Source organism: Streptomyces sp. NPDC093221 (assembly GCF_044753885.1).
Classification (GTDB): Bacteria; Actinomycetota; Actinomycetes; order Streptomycetales; family Streptomycetaceae; genus Actinacidiphila.
Genome location: NZ_JBIVOA010000008.1, coordinates 233960 through 251980 on the forward strand (window position 1 = coordinate 233960; position 18021 = coordinate 251980).

The 18021-nt window shown below is 71.9% G+C and carries 17 protein-coding genes; 10 read left to right on the forward strand and 7 right to left on the reverse strand.

Annotation, left to right across the window (positions count from 1 at the left end; translation table 11 throughout):
- The first annotated feature begins 163 nt into the window (after positions 1–163).
- Genes ACIQCJ_RS27500 through ACIQCJ_RS27510 form a run of 3 tightly spaced genes read left to right on the forward strand, consistent with a single transcriptional unit; the run spans position 164 to position 1445 of the window.
- Positions 164–979 carry a helix-turn-helix domain-containing protein gene (locus ACIQCJ_RS27500; RefSeq protein WP_401851583.1) on the forward strand — a complete coding sequence of 272 codons (816 nt, stop codon included), beginning with the start codon at positions 164–166 and terminating at the stop codon, positions 977–979.
- A gap of 2 nt (positions 980–981) precedes the next feature.
- Positions 982–1203 carry a DUF397 domain-containing protein gene (locus ACIQCJ_RS27505; protein WP_402712857.1) on the forward strand — a complete coding sequence of 74 codons (222 nt, stop codon included), beginning with the start codon at positions 982–984 and terminating at the stop codon, positions 1201–1203.
- Between the two features lie 20 nt (positions 1204–1223).
- Positions 1224–1445 carry a DUF397 domain-containing protein gene (locus ACIQCJ_RS27510; RefSeq protein ID WP_402712858.1) on the forward strand — a complete coding sequence of 74 codons (222 nt, stop codon included), beginning with the start codon at positions 1224–1226 and terminating at the stop codon, positions 1443–1445.
- Between the two features lie 45 nt (positions 1446–1490).
- Here ACIQCJ_RS27510 and ACIQCJ_RS27515 read toward each other — a convergent pair whose 3' ends face one another.
- Complete coding sequence (locus ACIQCJ_RS27515) at positions 1491–2069, reverse strand: WHG domain-containing protein (protein ID WP_391041751.1); 579 nt, start codon at positions 2067–2069, stop codon at positions 1491–1493.
- Between the two features lie 97 nt (positions 2070–2166).
- Here ACIQCJ_RS27515 and ACIQCJ_RS27520 point away from each other — a divergent pair, with 97 nt between their 5' ends.
- Positions 2167–2613, forward strand: a complete 447-nt coding sequence (locus ACIQCJ_RS27520; protein ID WP_355339867.1) for a DUF1772 domain-containing protein — start codon at positions 2167–2169, stop codon at positions 2611–2613.
- A 49-nt stretch (positions 2614–2662) separates the two neighbouring features.
- Here the strand turns inward: ACIQCJ_RS27520 and ACIQCJ_RS27525 are convergent, their stop codons facing one another.
- Positions 2663–3073, reverse strand: coding sequence for a winged helix-turn-helix transcriptional regulator (locus tag ACIQCJ_RS27525; RefSeq protein WP_402712859.1), 411 nt, complete (start codon positions 3071–3073; stop codon positions 2663–2665).
- A 105-nt stretch (positions 3074–3178) separates the two neighbouring features.
- On the opposite strand from ACIQCJ_RS27525, the gene ACIQCJ_RS27530 reads away from it, so the two are divergent.
- Positions 3179–4030 carry an SDR family oxidoreductase gene (locus tag ACIQCJ_RS27530; protein WP_402712860.1) on the forward strand — a complete coding sequence of 284 codons (852 nt, stop codon included), beginning with the start codon at positions 3179–3181 and terminating at the stop codon, positions 4028–4030.
- A gap of 15 nt (positions 4031–4045) precedes the next feature.
- Here the strand turns inward: ACIQCJ_RS27530 and ACIQCJ_RS27535 are convergent, their stop codons facing one another.
- Together ACIQCJ_RS27535 and ACIQCJ_RS27540 are read right to left on the reverse strand one after the other, a co-directional pair.
- Positions 4046–4801 carry a cytidylate kinase family protein gene (locus ACIQCJ_RS27535; protein WP_402712861.1) on the reverse strand — a complete coding sequence of 252 codons (756 nt, stop codon included), beginning with the start codon at positions 4799–4801 and terminating at the stop codon, positions 4046–4048.
- Between the two features lie 44 nt (positions 4802–4845).
- Positions 4846–5286 carry a VOC family protein gene (locus tag ACIQCJ_RS27540; protein ID WP_391041758.1) on the reverse strand — a complete coding sequence of 147 codons (441 nt, stop codon included), beginning with the start codon at positions 5284–5286 and terminating at the stop codon, positions 4846–4848.
- A gap of 268 nt (positions 5287–5554) precedes the next feature.
- Between ACIQCJ_RS27540 and ACIQCJ_RS27545 the strand changes: the two genes are divergently transcribed.
- Positions 5555–6223, forward strand: a complete 669-nt coding sequence (locus ACIQCJ_RS27545) for a formylglycine-generating enzyme family protein (protein ID WP_402712939.1) — start codon at positions 5555–5557, stop codon at positions 6221–6223.
- Positions 6224–7039: 816 nt separating this feature from the next.
- Here ACIQCJ_RS27545 and ACIQCJ_RS27550 read toward each other — a convergent pair.
- Positions 7040–7675 carry a TetR/AcrR family transcriptional regulator gene (locus tag ACIQCJ_RS27550; RefSeq protein WP_355339855.1) on the reverse strand — a complete coding sequence of 212 codons (636 nt, stop codon included), beginning with the start codon at positions 7673–7675 and terminating at the stop codon, positions 7040–7042.
- A 122-nt stretch (positions 7676–7797) separates the two neighbouring features.
- Between ACIQCJ_RS27550 and ACIQCJ_RS27555 the strand changes: the two genes are divergently transcribed.
- On the forward strand, positions 7798–8463 hold the full coding sequence (locus ACIQCJ_RS27555) for a redoxin domain-containing protein (protein WP_391121938.1): 666 nt from the start codon (positions 7798–7800) through the stop codon (positions 8461–8463).
- Positions 8464–9080: 617 nt separating this feature from the next.
- Here the strand turns inward: ACIQCJ_RS27555 and ACIQCJ_RS27560 are convergent.
- Complete coding sequence (locus tag ACIQCJ_RS27560) at positions 9081–11636, reverse strand: lamin tail domain-containing protein (RefSeq protein WP_402712862.1); 2556 nt, start codon at positions 11634–11636, stop codon at positions 9081–9083.
- Between ACIQCJ_RS27560 and ACIQCJ_RS27565 the strand changes: the two genes are divergently transcribed.
- Together ACIQCJ_RS27565 and ACIQCJ_RS27570 are read left to right on the forward strand one after the other, a co-directional pair.
- The gene (locus tag ACIQCJ_RS27565; RefSeq protein WP_402712942.1) at positions 11575–11970 is read left to right on the forward strand and encodes a hypothetical protein; all 396 of its coding nucleotides are present in this window, start codon (positions 11575–11577) and stop codon (positions 11968–11970) included. The two genes, ACIQCJ_RS27560 and ACIQCJ_RS27565, sit on opposite strands and share 62 nt — an antisense overlap.
- A 54-nt stretch (positions 11971–12024) precedes the next feature.
- Positions 12025–13158: an N-acetylmuramoyl-L-alanine amidase gene (locus ACIQCJ_RS27570; RefSeq protein ID WP_355339846.1), complete on the forward strand. Its 1134-nt coding sequence runs from the start codon at positions 12025–12027 to the stop codon at positions 13156–13158.
- Positions 13159–13259: 101 nt separating this feature from the next.
- On the opposite strand, the gene ACIQCJ_RS27575 is transcribed toward ACIQCJ_RS27570, so the two are convergent.
- Positions 13260–14117, reverse strand: coding sequence for a hypothetical protein (locus ACIQCJ_RS27575; RefSeq protein WP_402712863.1), 858 nt, complete (start codon positions 14115–14117; stop codon positions 13260–13262).
- A gap of 340 nt (positions 14118–14457) precedes the next feature.
- On the opposite strand from ACIQCJ_RS27575, the gene ACIQCJ_RS27580 reads away from it, so the two are divergent.
- A complete protein-coding gene (locus ACIQCJ_RS27580; protein ID WP_402712864.1) occupies positions 14458–17949 on the forward strand; it encodes a phosphodiester glycosidase family protein in 3492 nt (1163 codons plus the stop codon).
- Positions 17950–18021 lie beyond the last annotated feature (72 nt).

The window sequence follows — 18021 nt, forward strand, 5'->3', positions numbered from 1 at the left end:
CCATACGATCGCCAGGGGTCGGCCGTTGACCCCGCGAACAGCAAGGGGTACGGGCCCGGTTACGTGGCCGCCGCCGCGAAACCCGCAGGCGGAGCCGCCAATCGGCGCTAGCCACAGGCTCGTTGCCCACGGCGGAGGCAAGGCGAAAGGAACGGGCGCTCGGATGATCGACGGAGCCGAGGACGAACTCAGCCCACGCGCGATGCTCGCGGCCGAACTCACCAGACAGCGGGAGCGCGCCGGTTGGACGCTGGCCGAACTCGCCGATCGTTCCAAGTACGACCCGTCGTATCTCCAACGGCTGGAGAAGGGCGTCCGGCTCGGCTCCCTCGACGCCATCGACGCGCTCGACCGGCTGTACGGAACCGGTGACCTGCTCAGCAAGTTGTGGCGTGCCGCCAAGCGCGAGGCGGGGCAGAGCCGTTACCAGGGCTTCAAGGACCTGGAGGCCGAGGCGACGAGCATCCAGGAGTTCGCCATCAGCAGCGTCCCCGGCCTATTGCAGACGCCGGAGTATGCCGAGGCCCAGATCCGCGTCCACAGCGCCGACACCGCTGACGAGCCGCTTGCCGACCTGGTCCACGACCGGATAACGCGGCAGGACCGGCTGACCGGCGTGAAGCGCCTGAACTACAGGGGTTTGCTGGACGAGTCGGTCATCCGACGCCCAGTTCAGGACCACGCGGTGTGGAACGACCAGCTCAAGCGCTTGATCGAGGCAGGGCAACAGCCCAACATCACGCTTCACGTCGTGCCGTTCAGCGTCGGCCTGCACAATCTGCTCGGCAGTTCGCTGCAACTGCTGTGGCTCCCCAGCGGACGGACGGTCGCCTACGTCGAGAGCAGTTGGAGCGGCCAACTCGTCGAGGAAACAGAGGAGGTGGACCACTTTCGCTTGTCCTACGATCGTCTCCGGGACTCCGCACTGTCGCCGTCCGAGTCCCTCGACCTACTGCGATCCGCGCTGGAGGACCACTAGCCATGCCAAGCCCCGGACCGAACCTGAGCGCCGCCGCGTGGCGCAAGTCGTCCTACAGCGGCAACTCAGACCCGAACAGTTGCGTCGAGGTCGCCGACAACTTCCCCGGCACCGTCCCCGTACGCGACAGCAAAGACCCTCACGGCCCCGCCCTCACCTTCCCCACCGCCTCTTGGTCCGCCTTCATCGACGCCGTGAAGTCCGGCCAACTCCCCACCGTCTGAACGTCCGAGGACCAGTGATCATGCCAAGCACCGGACTGAATCTCAGCGCCGCCGCGTGGCGCAAGTCGTCCTACAGCGGCGGGGCGGACCCGGACAGTTGCGTCGAGGTCGCCGACAACTTCCCCGGCACCGTCCCCGTACGCGACTCCAAAGACCCCCACGGCCCCGCCCTCACCTTCCCCACCGCCTCCTGGTCCGCCTTCATCGACGCCGTGAAGTCCGGCCAACTCCCCACCGTCTAGCGGTCCGCCCCGGCGCGGGGTCGGGGGCGGGGCCGGGGCGGGGCGTCAGAGGACGGCGAGGCGGTCGACCAGCAGCTCGGTTCTGCGTTCGGTGTCCCCCGGCGGGAGCCGCCCGGCACGGGTCAGGGTGGCGAGTCCGTGCAGGGACGCCCAGAACAGCTCGGTGAACAGCCCCGGGTGGACGCCGTCCCCGGCCACCTCGCCGAGGGTCTCCAGCAGAGCGGCGAAGGCGTCCTTCAGCGGCTCCGGCGTGTCCTCGTGCGCGAAGGCGAGGCCGCCGTCGAGGTTGAACATGGCGTCGTAGACCGCCGGGTTGCGTTCGGCGAAGTCCAGGTAGGTGCGGGCGAGGGTGGTGACCCGGGCGCGCGGGTCGTCCACGGCGGAGGTCGCGGCCCGTATCGCCACGGCCATCTCGGCGGCGCCCTGGAGGGCGACGGCGCCGATGATCTCGCGCTTCCCCCGGAAGTGGCTGTAGAGGACGGGCTGGCTGTACTCGATGCGCTCGGCGAGGCGGCGCGTGGTGACCGCGTCCCAGCCCTGGCGCTCGGCGAGTTCGCGGGCCGTGGCCACGATGAGGCGTTCGCGGCCCGCCCGTTCGCGCTCCTTGCGTTCCTGTACCGACATGACTCGATTCTAGCACCGCTAGACAATCGAGCGGTAGCAGGTCTAGCGTTGAACCAACGGCTAGCAACGCTAGATCCTGATCTCCGGGAGGGTCACCATGCTCAACGCACTTGAGGTCATCACCACCGTGGTCGTCGGCGTGATGGTGGGGGTGGAGTTCTCCGTCGCCTTCGTCATGAACCCGATCTTCAACGCGCTGCCCGACGACAGCGGCCAGCTCGCCCGCGCCCACGGGGGTCGCATGCTCGGCGCCGTGATGCCGTTCTGGTACATCGGCTCGCTCGTCCTCGCCGCCGTCTGGGCCGTCGCCGGACGGCACCACGACGGTGTCGGCCTCGTCATCACCGGTGCCGCGCTGCTGATCGTCAGCGTGATCATGTCGATCCTGCTGCTCGTCCCTATCAACAACCAGAGCAAGACCTGGACCCCCGAGAATCGGCCCGCCGACTGGAAGCAGCAGATGAATCGCTGGGACCGCTTTCACTACGTCCGCGTCGCCGTCATCATCGCCGCCTTCGCCTTCCTGGCCGCCGCCCTCCTCTGACCGGGCCGCCCCGCCCCCGCCCGGGCGCATGCGCGCGCTGTGTCGGCGGTCAGCGGCGAGGGGACCAGGACGGGGTGGAACCGTCTTCGGGGACGGGCGAGGGCGGCGGGAGGCGGCGGGTGATGCGGTCGAAGAGGTCGGTGAGGGGCTCGCCGATGTCGCGGCCGAAGTCGGTGAGGCCGTAGGTGACTTGGGGAGGAGTCGTCGGCTCGACCGCACGCCAGATCAGGCCGTCCTGGACCAGGGCGCGCAAGGTCTGCGCCAGCATCTTCTCGCTGATGCCCCGGATGCTGTCGCGCAGCTCGTAGAACCGGAGGTCGTTGGTCCGCAAGGAGATCAGCACCCAGATGCCCCACCGGCTGGTCACGTGGTCGACCATGTCGCGCGCGGGGCAGTCGGTGTGAAACACCTCATACCGAGGGTCCGCCACGACCGGCTTCAGCTGCACGCCTTCCTCCATGTCCGGAGCTTACCTCGGGGTATGTCCTTACGGAAAGTAAGCCCGGCTCCTAGCGTCAATCCCCGTAGCCACAACGGATAACGCAGCAGGAACGAGGAGCCGAACATGATCGTGGTGACCGGTGCGACCGGAAACGTGGGCCGGCCTTTGACGCAGGCACTCGCCGAGGCGGGCGAGCAGGTGACGGCGGTGTCGCGGCGACCCCCGACCGGCTCGGCGCAACTGCCGGACGGCGTCAGCCACTTGTCGGCCGACCTGGCCGAACCGGCGAGCCTGGAAGCGGCGTTGGACGGAGCGAAGGCGCTGTTCCTGCTCCTGTCCGGCGACTTGCACGCCCCCGAAGCCAGGCCCGCCGACCTCATCGGCCTCGCCGCTGCCCACGGCGTACGCCGGGTCGTCCTGCTGTCCTCGCAGGGCGTGTCGACCAGGCCGCTCGACCCGTCGCGGGTCGCGATGCGCGCGGTGGAGGACGCGTTGCGCGGCTCCGGCCTGGACTGGGCGATCGTACGACCGGGCGGCTTCGCGTCCAACGCCCTGGCCTGGGCGGAGTCCGTGCGTACGGAGCGGACGGTCGCCGCGCCCTTCGGCGACGTGGGGGTTCCGGTCGTCGACCCGGCCGACATCGCCGAGGTCGCGGCGGCCTGCCTCCTGGACGACCGGCACAACGGCGGGGTGTACGAGCTGACCGGGCCCGAGGTCATCACTCCACGTCAGCAGGCCGCGGCCATCGCCGCCGCGCTCGACTCGCCCGTACGGTTCCACGAACTCACCCGCGACGAGGCCCGGTTGGCGATGACCCGCTTCGTACCGGCCGAACTCGCCGACGACACCCTCGACATCCTCTCCGCCCCGCGTCCGGCCGAGTTGGCCATCAGCCCGGACGTCCAGCGCGTCCTCGGCCGCGCCCCGCGCCCCTTCCGCGACTGGGTCACCCGTAACATCGCCGCCTTCCGCTGAGGCGCCGCGTCCCGGTCAGCCCTGCCTGACCTCCCAACTCGGGTTCTGGAGGCGGGTGTTGTGGACAGTGATGTCGGCGTGGTCGGCGGGGTGCGCCGTGGCGGCGTAGAGCCGCTGGGCGGGGAGGTAGCGGTCGCGCCAGGACCGTTCGATCTCGGCGGCGGCCGTCAGTGCCGCGTCTCGGCTCCGGGCGGCGGCCGTCAGGGCCGCGTCCCGGCTCCGGGCCCGGTCCACCGTCTGCTCGAAGGGGACGGACACGAGGACGCGCAGGTCCCACCGGTCGAGGAGTTCGGGGCGCAGGAGGAAGACGCCGTCGAAGAGGAGTACGGCGTCCGCCGGGGCGGTCGCGGCCGGTGGCGACAGCGCGGTGTCGGTCTGCGCGTCGTAGGCCGTCGTTCGGAACCTCCGGTCTCCGCCAGGTCCCAGCGGGTCGAGCAGGAACCGGCACAGCGCGGCGCGGTCGTGGGCGTCGAAGTAGCAGCCTTCGGCGGTGTACCGGCCGCGCCGGTAGCGCTGTGCGCGCGGGACGAGGAAGTCGTCCACCGTCGCCCGGATGACCTCGCGGCCCCGCGCCCGCAGCACGACGGCGAGTTCGTCGGCCAGGGTCGTCTTCCCCGCGGCCGGCGGCCCGTCGACCGCGACCCGCACCGGGTGCCTTGTCGTGACCACCCCAGCCGTGACCGCCCCGGCTGCCCCGGCCGTGACCGCCCCGGCCGCCCCGACCGCCTCCGCCAGCCGATCGATGAGCTCCCCGCGGGTGCCCTGCTCCATCGCCGCCCCTTCCCACGTGAGGGGCGGGCGGATGCCGTCCCCGGTCAGCCTCCCGCCGAGGCCGCGGCAACGCAGAACTCATTGCCCTCGGGGTCGGCCATCACCACATGGTGCCCCTCGAACTCCTCCAGGACGACCCCGCCCGCCTTCACCAGCCGCTCGGACTCCGCCTCGATCCGTGCCCACCGCTCGTCGGGGCTGCCGTGTCCCGGCACCCGGACGTCGATGTGGAGCCGGTTCTTGGCGGTCTTCGGCTCGGGGACCTTGAGGATGCAGAACCGGGGGCCGACGCCGTCGGGATCGCAGAGCCACGCGCCGTCGTCCGCGGAGTCGTCCTCCGGAAGGTCGAACTGCGCCAGCCACTCCTCACGGGTCGTGAAGGGAGCGGGCGGCGGCTCGTCCACATACCCCAGGGCCGTCTTCCAGAACGTGGCGAGGAGTTTCGCGTCCGCGCAATCAAGGGTCAGATCGATTCTTGCTGCCATGACAGGACCGTAACGCGCACCTCGGACAATCGCGGCCGACGCGGACGAGGGCCGACCGCGAATACCTCGACTTCCGCGGAGGGGGTCTTCCCCGCATTACGCGGAGGCGGCGGAGGGGCTGACCTGGGGGATTGTCGGCGGGTAGGGGTGGATTCGGCAAGGTGGCGGGGCGGGCGAATGGGGCAGGTGGCCGCCTGGTGGGGGACGGTGCCGACGGGCTGTGGGGGCGTATTCGGGGTGGTCGGTAGGGTGGCCGGCTGTGGAGGACATGGTGGGGGTCCCGGCGGGACGGGTGACGGTGTCGGACCGGCGGACGCAGAAGAGCTGGCAGGTCGAGGTCGCGGGGTTCGAGATGGCGGCGGTGCCGGTGACGCAGGAGGCGTACGCGGAGGTCACCGGCCGGAGGCCGAGCAGTGTGGAGGGCGAGCGGCTGCCGGTGGAGGGGGTTTCGTGGTGGGACGCGGCGGAGTTCTGCGACGCCCTGTCGCGACGGGAGGGGCTGACGCCCGCGTACGCGTTGGACCGTGAGGCCGAGCGGGCGGAGTGGGACGCGGCGGCGGACGGTTACCGGCTGCCGACCGAGGCCGAGTGGGAGTACGCCTGCCGGGCGGGGACGACGGGGCCGAGGTACGGGCAGCTCGACGCCGTCGCCTGGCACCAGGGGAACTCGGACGGGCGTACGCACCCCGTCGGCGGCAAGGAGCCCAACGCCTTCGGCCTGTACGACATGTTGGGCAACGTGTGGAACTGGTGCTGGGACGTCTACGACGCCGAGGTGTACGGGACCTACCGGGTGCTGCGCGGCGGCGGCTGGGCCGACGCGCACTGGAGCTGCCGCGCGTCCGTGCGGCGCCGCAGCCATCCGACGTTCGGAATCGACGACGTGGGGTTCCGCGTCGCACGTTCTACGCTGCCGCCGTCGCCGCCCCGGCCGTAAGGACCGTAAGGGTCGCAGGACGATCGACCTCCACGGTCGCCCACGTCCGGACACGCATCGCCGTTCCCCCAACACACGGCCTGCGGGCCGGGGCTATCCCCGCACGCGCGGGGAGCAGACCGCCGTGCTCTTCGACACCGTGCCGGACGAGGGGTCATCCCCGCTCGCGCGGGGAGCAGCGCTCGGCGTAGCCGTGCAGGTGACTCAGGGGGTCATCCCCGCTTGCGCGGGGAGCAGATCAGCACCGTGCAGTTCGCCATGAACTCCGGAGGGTCATCCCCGCTTGCGCGGGGAGCAGATCAGCACCGTGCAGTTCGCCATGAACTCCGGAGGGTCATCCCCGCTTGCGCGGGGAGCAGTGGGAGCACACCCCGATCCGCGCGTTCAACTGGGGGTCATCCCCGCTCGCGGGGAGCAGGAGGTGGTGCGGGTGATCGCAACGGCCGCCTTGGGGTCATCCCCGCTTGCGCGGGGAGCAGCCCTTTGTCCCGCCCGCGGCCCGTGCGGGGGTGGGGTCATCCCCGCTTGCGCGGGGAGCAGGCTCGCTGACGTGCGGGGTTATCAGGGGGCAGGGGCCGATTGAACCAACTGTCGAGGATCGGGCAAATAGGGCAAGCGGCTCCTGAAGGCGGGCCGCACGGCCCCGAGCGCAGGATATGGCCACGGCAGGCGGCCGCAGGGGCCAAGGCTGGACCGAGCGTCAAGACGTGGGTGCGGGCGACTCACGGGGGCTGGGTCCAGACAATCAGCGTGCGGTGAGCCGCAGTTCGTTCCGCCGCACCGAGGAGGCGGCGGCGCCCGGAGTTCCGTCGGACGTCATCCGGCGCGCTGCCCGAAGGTGACGCCAGGGCTGAGGCTCAGGGCCAGGACGGTGTCGAGTGCGGTCTCCAGCGGAAGGCTGTCCCGCTGGATCTGGGCGAGCAGGAGTGCGCCCTGCAAGGCGCAGAGGAGGGTGACGGCCAGGTCGTCCGGATCGATGCCGGGCCGGAGGCGCCCGGCGGCGTGCAGGGCGGCCAGCCCTTGGCCGATGACGGTGGACCAGCGGCCGAACCCGACCGAGACCCGAGCGCGGGCCCGCGCGTCGCTCTCGGCGAGCTGACCGCCGAGGGACCCGAGCGGGCAGCCGCCCCGGCCGTCGAGGCGTCCGGCCTCGGCGACGACGAGGTCGCGCCAGGCGCGCAGCCCCTCGACCGTGTCGAGCCCCGCCTGCTCGGTGGTGGTGACGATGGCGTCGGCCTGGCGGTCGATCACCGCCTGCACGAGCGCTTCCTTGTCGGCGAAGTAGTGGTAGAGCTGCGAGCCGCTGACCTGGGCCGCGGCCTTGACGTCTTCGAGGGTGGCGCCCGCGACGCCGCGTTCGTGAACGAGTTCGGCGGCGGCGTCGACGATACGGGCCCGGGTCCGCAGCCCCTTGGGCGTCAGCTTGGCCGTCGGGCGCGTATCGGTAGCCATGACGCCACGCTAACACCATTTTGGACTTGAGAACCCATTTTTTGGACGCGAGAGTGGAATCTGCGACCCAGAAATCGCTGGGCCCATCGCAGCACGAATCGCAGCACGCAAGGGGCGCTCTCATGAACGACATCGCAACCCCGGTCGCCGACCGGGCCGCCGAGGTCCAGGCGCAGGCCGCCGGGCGGCTGCCCGCCGAGGTCGGAACCGCCTTCGAGAACGAGAGGCGGCGGCTGATGGCGGCCGGTGTCCCGGACGGCGTCGCCGGTCCGGGCACCGCCATGCCCGACGGCGACCTTCTGGACGCGACCGGTCGGCCGACGAGCCTTTCGGCCGTACGGGCGGGGCGCCCGGCCGTCGTCGTCTTCTACCGGGGAGCCTGGTGCCCGTACTGCAACCTGACCTTGCGCACCTACCAGGAGGCCCTGGTCGACCAACTCCGAGCGCGGGGCGTCGCCCTGATCGCGCTCAGCCCGCAGAAGCCGGACGGCTCGCTGACGATGACCGAGAAGCTCGGCCTGTCGTACGCCGTACTGTCGGACCCGGGGAACCGGATCGCCGCGCGGCTCGGCATCGTCTTCACCCTCGCCGACAGCGCGCAGGACGCCCAGGCGTCCCTCGGCGTCCGCCTCACCGACGTCAACGCCGACGGGTCCGCCGCTCTCCCGCTCGCCACGACCGTCCTCGTCGGCGCCGACGGCTCCATCCGCTGGATCGACGTCCACCCCGATTACACGACGCGGTCGGAACCCGCCGAGATCCTTGCCGCCGTCGCGGCCCTCGAATAGCCCTCGGCGGAGCCGCGCCCTGAGCAAACACGTCATCCCCGCACGCGCGGGGGGCCGCCATGCGCGGGGCACAGCGCCAAGTAGCCCCCGGGGCCATCCCCGCACGCCGCGGGGTGCACGACGCCCTGGAGAAGACCGTCACCAAGCACATGGGCTCATCCCCGCACGCGCGGGGGGGCAGTTCGGTGACAGCATCGGCGAACTGCTGGACCGGGGGTCATCCCCGCACGCGCGGGGGGGGCAGACGGGCCAGTCGATGCCCATGAGGTCCTGGACGGGGTCATCCCCGCACGCGCAGGGGGCAGCCCGAGCGCTTCCCGAACGCCGCGATCCTGAAGGGGTCATCCCCGCACGCGCGGGGGGGCAGATGCTGTGGCCCGCGTAGCTGACACGGGCTGGGGGGTCATCCCCGCACGCGCGGGTGGGCGGTCTCGCTGACGTGCATGTTCAGCAGTGGGGGGAGGCGGATGGAACCAGCTGTCAAGGGTCGGGCAAATGGGGCGAACCGCCACGCGGTGGGAGTGCGTGCCGGGGCCGGGTACAGGGTACGGCGGGGTGGCGCCGCGTGTGGGGGTCGGGAGAGGCCGGGCGGGGGGCCCGGCCTCTCTTGGCGGGGGTCAGGACAGGAAGGTCTCGCAACGGCCGCCGACGTTGGTGTTGTTGCCGGTGCCGGGGTGGGCGGTGTCGAGGCCGGGGCCGCAGTCGAGGGTGTCGTTGCCGGTGGTGGACCGGATGGTGTCGGAACCGCCGCCCGCCGAGACGACGTTGTTGCCGCCGCCCGCGTCGATACGGTCGTCGCCCCCACCCGTCGTGATCTGGTCGTTGCCGCTGCCCGCGAGGACCACATTGGCGCCGTCGCCCGCCGAGACGACGTTGTTGCCGGCGCCCGCGTCGGTGTACGAAGGGCCGGTGCCCGGGAGGGAGATGCGGTCGTTGCCCGCGCCGGTCAGGACGCAGTCGCTTCCGCCGCCGCCGTCGACGGTGTCGTTGCCGCCGCGGCCGAGGATGAGGTCGTTGCCGGGGGTGCCGGTGAGGCGGTCGTTGCCGGGGGTGCCGAGGATGACGTTCTGGATGTCGACGCCGGTGCAGGGGCCGAAGGTGACGGAGCCGGTGTGGCGGATGCCGGTGAGGCCGGTGGGGGTCTCGGTGTAGGTGAGGGAGGCGCCGCGGGCGACGGTCGCGGGGACCGGGGCGAGGACGGCGGGCTCGCCGTCGACCGTACGCACGGTGGTCGTGCGGCCGGAGCCGGTGATCTCGTAGGAGCCGCGCCCGAGGGAGAGCGTGGCCGCGCCGCCGGTCAACTGGACCTGGGCGGGGGCGGATCCGGGGCCGACGTACACCAGCACGCCCGCGGGGTCGCGGGCGTCGGAGACCAGGACCGTACGGCCGCCGGTGGCGACGACACGGCCGGAGGTGGTGCCGCCGAGGGCCACGTCGGAGAAGCCGTTCAGGGGCAGGAAGGCGCCGCCCGCCGCGCAGGCGATCGTGCCGCCGCGCAACGCGTGCCCGCCGTCGTCGCTGTCGTCGGACCAGAAGACCGGCTTGCGGCCGTCGACGCACTCGGAGCGCGGGGCGAAGGCGAAGCCCTCGTTGTTGAGGTTGGGCATCGCGGCCGGGCGCTCGTAGAGGCCGGTGGCGGCGAAGTCACCGTTGGCGCCCACGGCGAAGGTCGCCGTACGGCCGTTGCAGGTGTCGTCGCACACGGCCCACAACTGGTCGGCCTCGGCGTCGAACTGGAGCTCCATGACGCTCGGGAAGCCGCTGGCGAAGGCGGCGACGCGGGTGAAGCCGCTGCCGGACTGGTCGAGGGCGTACGCGTAGACGCTGCCGTTGCCTTCGAGGCCGACGAAGAAGAGGCCGTCACCGTGGTCGGGGTAGGCGGCCGGGGAGTACGCGGCGCCCGTGTGCTGGTCGCGGAAGCCGTGCGAGGTCAGGTAGCTGTCGGGCACCCAAGTGATGCCCTCGAGGCCGCTGTTGGCGCCGACCGGCGGCAGGTCCGCGGTCAGATTCCACTCGCGGGTGGCGCGCAGCGCGCCGGACCCCGTGCCGGGCGGGTCGAAGCGCAGCACCTCGGGACGGCTCACGCCGCTGACCGCGTTGTCGCGCTCGGTCGAGACGAAGACGCCGCCGGAAGGGCCCGCGCCCGTCAGGGCGACCCCCTCGGCGTCGGGGTCACCGGTCCCGTCCGGGTAGCGCAGCGCCTTGCCCGCGCTCCACCCGTCGGCGGTGTCCGGCGCCCACTTGGCGCCGTCCCACTCCAGCCGGTACAGCGTGGAGGGGCCGTTCCTGACCGCCCACAGCACACCGGGAGTCGGCCCGCCGGAACCCTCGTACGCCAGACCGCTCAGGTTCGTACCGAAGACGTTCGCGTCGTCGACCGTGGTCACCGAGGAGCCGCCCGGCCACGGTGAGGCCGCGACCTGACCGGCGCACGCGTTGGCCGCGCCCTTCGTGGAGGCGGCCGTCGTCGCGAAGTCGCCCGTGCCGTCGGGGCAACGCCCGTACGTGGTCGCCGCGTGGGCGGTCCAGGAGTACGCGTCGATCAGCGTCGTGCCGTCCGGCAGGAAGAGGCGGGCGGAGTCGGCGCCGCCGAGACCGAAGGCCGACTCGACGTCGAGGGCGAGGAAACCGCCCGGCGCGACCGACGTACCGGCGGGGACCGTGAAGACGTGGGAGTCGTCGTTGTCCTTGACGAGCCAGCCCGATATGTCCACGGACACGGGACTTGTGTTGGTCAACTCGACCCAGTCGCCGGGCGTTCCGCCATTGGACTCGACCTCATTGATTCTCACGGCCGACGAGGGCGCTCCGCAGTCGTTCGCGGCGCCCTTGGTGGAGGCGGTCGTGGTGACGAAAGCGCCGGTGCCGTCGGGGCAACGGCCGTACGTGGTCGCCGCGTGGGCGGTCCAGGAGTACGCGTCCACCAAGGTCACGCCGTCGGGCAGGAAAAGCCGCGCGGAATCCGCGCTTCCCAGCCCGAAGACGGGGTCGACGTCGAGCGCGAGAAAACCGCCGGGCGCGATCGACGTACCGGCGGCAATCGTGAACACATGGGAGTCGTCATTGTCCTTGACGAGCCAACCCGACACATCAACAGCAATCGCACCCGAATTGGCCAACTCGACCCAGTCGCCCGGCGTTCCGCCATTGGACTCGACCTCATTGATTTTCACGGCGGAAGGCGCCGCGTCGGCCGCCGGCGAAACGGTCGGCGAACCGGCCGGCGAAACCGCCGAGGCGGCGGGCGAGGACGCGAGGAAAAAGGGAATCGCGGTCAGGAACGCGACGCCCAGAGTGATTGACGCACGCCATCTCTTATGCAAGGTTTGCAAGGCTGTGGGTCCCTCTTCGGTCGGCACGGCGGGAAATGAGCAGGGGTCCCGCGAAGCCTCCGACAGCCCGGCGAATGGCGGGCGAACCGCGGGCGAACGCCAGGTGAGCCTTCGGTTCCACACCGAGCATCACGATCTTGAAACAATTCTGGTCAGACATCAGAAGGCTCAATAGTCTCCGGGTGCACGGCAGTTAACAGTGACTGCCACGTTCCTCGGGGAGCATGCATTGGCCATACACGAGCACGAGGTCGACCGTCGCACGTTGTTCAGAGTCGGCCTGGGCGGAGCGGTCGCCGCCGTCGTCGGTACCGAACTGGCCTTGCCCGGAGCGGCCGTCGCCGCGCCGTCGCCGCAATTCCCGTGGATCATCGACTGCGACACGTGGGGCGCCCGGCCGCCGTCCAGCCCGATCCAGATCACGGGCAACACCACGAACAAGATCATCCTGCACCACATGGCGTTCCCCAACGTCACGGACTACTCGCGCGCCCACGCGGTCCAGCTCGCCAAGGACTGCCAGGACCTGCACATGGACACCAACGGCTGGGCCGACACCGGCCAGCACTTCACCGTCAGCCGCGGCGGCTACGTCATGGAGGGCAGGCACCGCAGCCTGGAGACGCTGGTCACCGGGGAACACCAGGTCACGGCCGCGCACTGCCCCGGTGAGAACGGCAACGCGATCGGCATCGAGAACGAGGGCACGTACATCACGGAGACGCCGCCGCGCGCGCTGCTCGACTCCCTGGTGGAGCTGTGCGTCGCCGTGTGCCGGCAGTTCGACCTGCACGCCTGGGACATCTTCGGGCACTGGGACTTCCGGCTCGGCACCGAGTGTCCCGGCGCCGCCTTCTACGCGCAGTTCCCGACGATCCGCTCGCGCGTCCTGACCCAGATGCGCACGCCCCGGCGGGACATCCCCGCGCGGCGCTGGCCGGACATCTGGCGGTTCGTGGACAGCCAGGTCGTCGGGGTCGCGCAGTACCTGCTCAACAACGCCGGGTACACCGCGCTGACGCCCAACGGCGTCTTCGGCACCGACATGAACGCCGTGGTCGCCGACTTCCAGACCACGCACGGCATTCCGGTCACGCCCGACGCCACCTTCGACACCGCCACGTGGGAAGCGCTGGCGCCCGTACTCGACAAGCACGCCACCGGGCTGCCGGTGAGCGGCCTCCAGTCGATCCTGGCCCTCAAGGGCTTCGCCGGTGTCACGGTCAACGGCACCTTCGACCACGCCACCCAGAAGGCCGTCCAGGATCTCCAGCGGCTGCACGGCCTTCGCCCCAACGGCAAGGTCGACCTGAGCACGTGGTGCGCCGCGGTCGGCGGGTCCGTCCGAGAGGCCTTCTGTTAGCCCGCGCCATACGGGTGCGGTGCACCTGATCTTTTAGGGGCGTTGGGGCCGCCGTCGGGGGCGGAGCCAACGCCCCTACGGGGCACGTCCCGGCCGGGGTCTTACGGCAGGCAGAGGATCAGGATGCACAGGCCCTGGTGCGCGGGCGGCGTCGTCGGGGACGTGCTCGGTGGCGCGGGGTCGGCGGGGGTGGTGGCCGGGGGCGCCATCGTCGTCGTGCCGGGGTCCGCGGGGGTGTCGGCAGCGGTGCCGGTGCCGGTGTTCACGGCTTGCGTGCCGGTCGACGGGGGCGTCGAAGGAGCCGTCGAGGCGGACGGGGCCGGGCCGGTGGCCGGGGAAGTGGCGGGCAGCGGGGCCGTACCGGCGTTGGTGGCGGCCGGGTGGGTCGCCTGGGTCGTGGGGAGCGCCGGGGTACGGGTGTGCCGCTGGGTGGCGGGCGCGGCGGCGTGCGAGCCCGAAGTCGGTTCCGTGGCCTGCGCGTTGTCGGTGCGCAGCGTCACCGGCGTCACGGTGTCGTACGACGAGGACGCCGTCGTGCCCCGGCCGGAGCCGTGGTTCTGCATGGACGCGACGGTCACGCCGCCGCCGAAGAGGGCCACCGCCGTGGCGACGCCCGCACGGCGCCGGTTCTTCTTCCACCGCTCCAACTGCCGCCGCCGGGCGGCGCGTCCGCCCTGCAAGCGGGGCACGAGCGAGGAGGGCCCGAGGACGGACGCCGTCCTCTCCTCGTCAGCCGCAGCCGAAGCCGCAGGGGTGGCCGGGAAGACGGAGGGCTCCGGTATGTACGCGGCGGGCTCGTACGGTGCCGGGTCCGCGTACGAGACCGGAGCCGGGTCCGCGTACGACGCCGGGTCCGCGTACGAGACCGGTGCCGCGTCCGTCTCCGGCGCGTAGGCGCCGCAACCCGGGCACACCAGCGCCCCGTTGACGGAGCGGCGGCACGTGTAGCAGTAATCCATTCGTGGTCTTTCTCCGCTGGCTTCGCGGCCGAGGGTGGGCCGCAGGGATGTCCACGTCCCCCGCGAAGGGGCAGCCCGACCGAAACTAACAGCTGTAACGGGAGGGGTTGCAAGCGACCTGTGTGTTTTTTGAAAAGCCGCGCCGCCTCCTGGGCGGCAATATCCCGACGTGCCCGCCAAATGCGGACGTTCCGCACCCGCGTCAACGACGTGAAGTGCGGCAGGCGGCGCCGCCCACGGTGCCGTTCGGGCGCAATCCGCCCGCGCACCGGCAACCCGATGTCCTCACCTACGTTTTCGTTCATCTCATCGACGGCAAAAACCCATAGCGTGATGCGCCATGGAGAATCAGCAAACCAGCGCCGCCTCGGGGATAACGCGACGCGGCCTCATCGTCGGCGCCGTCGCCGCCGGACTCACCGCGACCGCCGGAACCGCGAGCGCGCAAACGAGCCGACAGGGCACATCGGGACAGGCCGGGAGCACACCGGCGTTCACTCCGCCGGAATCGGCGAAATACCCCGGTTACGCCGAATACAAGCCGCCGAATTACCAGTTGGCCGTGCCGGGGGAATCCCTCGTAGCGGGCCGCGCGGACTACCCGGTCGCGCCGGGTATCGTCCTCACCTCCTTCGACACATTCGGCCGCACCGGCTGGACGCGGGTCCATGTGCTCAACGCCGATCTCGGCAACGCGTCGGTCGGCGTGGACCTCGTCGCGGACAAGGTGAGCGATCCGCGTCCGCTCGCCCAGGCGGCGAACGCGCAGCACGCCGTGGCCGCCGTCAACGGCGACTATTTCGACATCACCGAGACCTTCGCGGCCGAGGGCCCGGAAATCCAGGACGGCACGCTCCGCAAGGGCACGAACAAGACGGCGACCGTCGCGGCGATCGGCGCCGACCGGGTGGCCCGGCTGGCCGACCTGGTGCTCACCGGTACGGTCACGGTCGCCGGGACGCGACGGCCGCTCACCGCCCTCAACTCGCCCTCGGTGCCCGCCGACGGCGTCGCCGCGTACACCCCGGAGTGGGGCGCCGGGCGCCGCACGCTCATCCAGGACGCGGGCCCGTACACCGAACTCGTCGTCGCGGGCGGGAAGATCACCGCCGTCAACGCCCAACTCACCGACACCGCGGTGCCGGAGGGCGGTCTCGTCGTGCTCGGCCGGGGCGCGGCGGCGGCCCAACTGGCCGCCGCCAAGCCCGGTGACGCCGTCACCGTCGACTTCGCGCCGCGGACGAACGCGCCCGTCGCGCTGCGTACCGCGCTCGGCAGCGGCGAGGTGCTGGTGCGCGGCGGCACGGCGATCGACTTCCCGCCGAGCACCGGCAACGACGCGGCCAAGCCGCGCACCGCCATCGCGTGGCTGGACGGCGGCCACCGCCTGCTGCTCGTCGCGATCGACGGCTCGGCCAACTTCTCCGCCGGGCTCAGCTTCGACGACACCGCCAAGCTGCTGGTGCGGCTCGGCGCCACCGAGGCGTTCATGCTCGACGGCGGCGGCTCCACCGAGATCGTCGCCCGCAGGCCCGGCGACACCGGGGCCGGAGTCGTCAACACCCCCTCGGACGGCGGCGAGCGGCCCGTGCCCAACGGCGTCGGCCTCTTCGCCGCCCGCAAGGGTTCGGGCCGGCTGCGCGGCCTCGACGTACGCCCGCGCGCCGACCGCGTCGTGCCGGGGCTGACCGTGGACGTCGCGGCGGCGGGCTACGACGAGACGTGGGCGCCGGTGCCGATCGACGAACACCGCGACCCCGTACGGTGGTCGGCCTCCCCCGGCTCCCTCGGCACCGCGCGCGACGGCGTCTTCCGCGCCAGGAAGCCCGGCGCGGGAACGCTGCGCGCCCGTACCGGGGACGCGGACGGCGCGCACGAACTGCGGGTCCTCGGCGACCTGCACAGGCTGGCGTTCACCGAGCGGGCCGTCACCATCGACCCCGGCGCGACCGCGTCGGTCAGCCTGACCGGGTACGACGCGGACGGTTTCGACGCGCCCGTCGCGCCGCGTGACGTCCGACTCGCCTACGACAAGGCCCTGATCACGGTGGCCGCGCAGCCGGACGGCAGCCTCCGGATCACCGGTGACGCGGGCGCGGTCGGCAAGGCCACCGTCCTGACGGCGACCGTGGGGGATGTGACGGCACGGCTGCCGGTGACGGTCGGCCTGGTCGACGTGTCGCTGGCCGAGTTCGAGCCGGCCGAGAACTGGACGGCGCTGGCCGCGCGGGGCACGGCGTCGGTCGCCTTCGTCGCCGCCCCCGACCGGCCGGGCGCGGCGGCCGACAACCACGCGCTGCGGCTCACGTACGACTTCACCGGGCAGACGAGTACGTCGGCGGCGTACGCGGTGGCCGGCGGCGGTCCGATCACGCTGCCCACGGGCACGAAGCGGATCGCGCTGTGGGTCAACGGCGACGGCAACAACCACTGGCTGCGCTGCATGATGTACTCGCAGGGCACCACCAATGTGCCGTTCACGCTCGCGCTGACCGTGGACTGGACGGGGTGGCGGCGGGTCGTCGGGGACCTCCCCGCCGGGTACTCGGAGCCGGTCACGCTGCTGCGGATCTACATCGCGGAGACGTCGCAGACCAACAAGAACGCGGGGCGGCTCGACTTCGACGGGCTCGCCGCGCAGGTCGGGCAGCAGCCGGACACCTCGCAGGCCCCGCAGCCCGACCCGTACGTCGTCGAGCAGGGCGGACTGCCGGACCGGCGGTGGACCTTCGCGGTCCTGTCCGACCTGCACGTCAGCGCGGCGGCCGGGCTCGACTCCTTCTCCGGGCGGCAGGCGGTGACCGCGCTCGGCCAGGCCGTCGCGACCCGGCCGGACTTCCTGCTGATCAACGGCGACTTCGTGGACAACAACAACCCCGAGGACTTCGCACTCGCCAACGGGCTGCTGCGCGACCACGTACCGGCCGGGCTGCCGGTGTACTGGACGCCCGGCAACCACGAGGCGGGGCTGTCCGCGACCGGCGGCCTCGACGCGTTCCTCGCCGTGACCGGCCGCCCCAACCGGCAGGTCTTCGACCACAAGGGGACCCGTTTCATCCTGCTGGACTCGCACACCGGCGACATGCGGACCTCGGACTGGGACCAAGTGCCGCTGCTCCAGGCCGAGTTGGCGAAGGCGGCCAGGAACCGGTCGGTGACCGGTGTCGTGCTGTCCTTCCACCACCCCTTGCGGGACCCCTCGGGCGCGGGCGCCTCACAGCTCGCCGACCAACTGGAGGCCGGGCTCCTCCAGAAGTGGCTGGCCGACTTCCGGGAGACCTCCGGCAAGCCGGTCGCGCTCTTCACCGGCCACGCGCACACCGCGTCGGTCACGCGGACCGACGGCGTCCTGGAGGTCACCACCCCGGCCGTGGGCAAGACGCCCTACAGCTCGCCCGACCAGGGCGGCTTCTTCGGCTGGATGCACGTCGGCGTCGACCCCAGGCCCGCGCGCGTCCGGGCCGGGCAGCCGAGCCCGCGGACCCGCGAGTGGCTGCGGGCCGAGAGCCGCCCGGTCATCGACGGGATCGAGCTGACGGCGGACGGTCCCGTGCCCGTCGGCACGTCGGCCGCTCTGGCGGCCACCGGCATCACCAGCGAGTTCGGGCTGCGCTTTCCGCTGCGCTACCCCGCCACGGTGGTCTGGTCGGGGTCCGCGGGCGTCCTGGTCACCGACTCGCCCTCCGAGGCCAAGGCCGCCAAGCGCCGTCCCGGGACCCTCGCGGTCCTGGACCCGACGACCGCCACGCTCACCGCGCTGCGGCGCGGCACGGTCACGGTGACGGTCGCCTCGGGCGGCCTGACGGCGTCGGCGACGGTGACGCTGAAGTAGCCGCTACGTACCCGCGTACGCCGATCCGTACGCGGGCCCGGCACGCCTTGTGAGGTCCCGCCCCCGCGGCGG

Bases quoted from the DNA above. Each gene is read 5' to 3' on its own strand.
- ACIQCJ_RS27550 (WP_355339855.1), bottom strand. From the start codon at position 7,675: ATGGCTACCGATACGCGCCCGACGGCCAAGCTGACGCCCAAGGGGCTG.
- ACIQCJ_RS27535 (WP_402712861.1), bottom strand. From the start codon at position 4,801: ATGGAGCAGGGCACCCGCGGGGAGCTCATCGATCGGCTGGCGGAGGCG.
- ACIQCJ_RS27520 (WP_355339867.1), top strand. From the start codon at position 2,167: ATGCTCAACGCACTTGAGGTCATCACCACCGTGGTCGTCGGCGTGATG.
- ACIQCJ_RS27580 (WP_402712864.1), top strand. From the start codon at position 14,458: ATGGAGAATCAGCAAACCAGCGCCGCCTCGGGGATAACGCGACGCGGC.
- ACIQCJ_RS27510 (WP_402712858.1), top strand. From the start codon at position 1,224: ATGCCAAGCACCGGACTGAATCTCAGCGCCGCCGCGTGGCGCAAGTCG.
- ACIQCJ_RS27540 (WP_391041758.1), bottom strand. From the start codon at position 5,286: ATGGCAGCAAGAATCGATCTGACCCTTGATTGCGCGGACGCGAAACTC.
- ACIQCJ_RS27505 (WP_402712857.1), top strand. From the start codon at position 982: ATGCCAAGCCCCGGACCGAACCTGAGCGCCGCCGCGTGGCGCAAGTCG.
- ACIQCJ_RS27515 (WP_391041751.1), bottom strand. From the start codon at position 2,069: ATGTCGGTACAGGAACGCAAGGAGCGCGAACGGGCGGGCCGCGAACGC.
- ACIQCJ_RS27545 (WP_402712939.1), top strand. From the start codon at position 5,555: ATGGTGGGGGTCCCGGCGGGACGGGTGACGGTGTCGGACCGGCGGACG.
- ACIQCJ_RS27525 (WP_402712859.1), bottom strand. From the start codon at position 3,073: ATGGAGGAAGGCGTGCAGCTGAAGCCGGTCGTGGCGGACCCTCGGTAT.
- ACIQCJ_RS27575 (WP_402712863.1), bottom strand. From the start codon at position 14,117: ATGGATTACTGCTACACGTGCCGCCGCTCCGTCAACGGGGCGCTGGTG.
- ACIQCJ_RS27500 (WP_401851583.1), top strand. From the start codon at position 164: ATGATCGACGGAGCCGAGGACGAACTCAGCCCACGCGCGATGCTCGCG.
- ACIQCJ_RS27555 (WP_391121938.1), top strand. From the start codon at position 7,798: ATGAACGACATCGCAACCCCGGTCGCCGACCGGGCCGCCGAGGTCCAG.
- ACIQCJ_RS27530 (WP_402712860.1), top strand. From the start codon at position 3,179: ATGATCGTGGTGACCGGTGCGACCGGAAACGTGGGCCGGCCTTTGACG.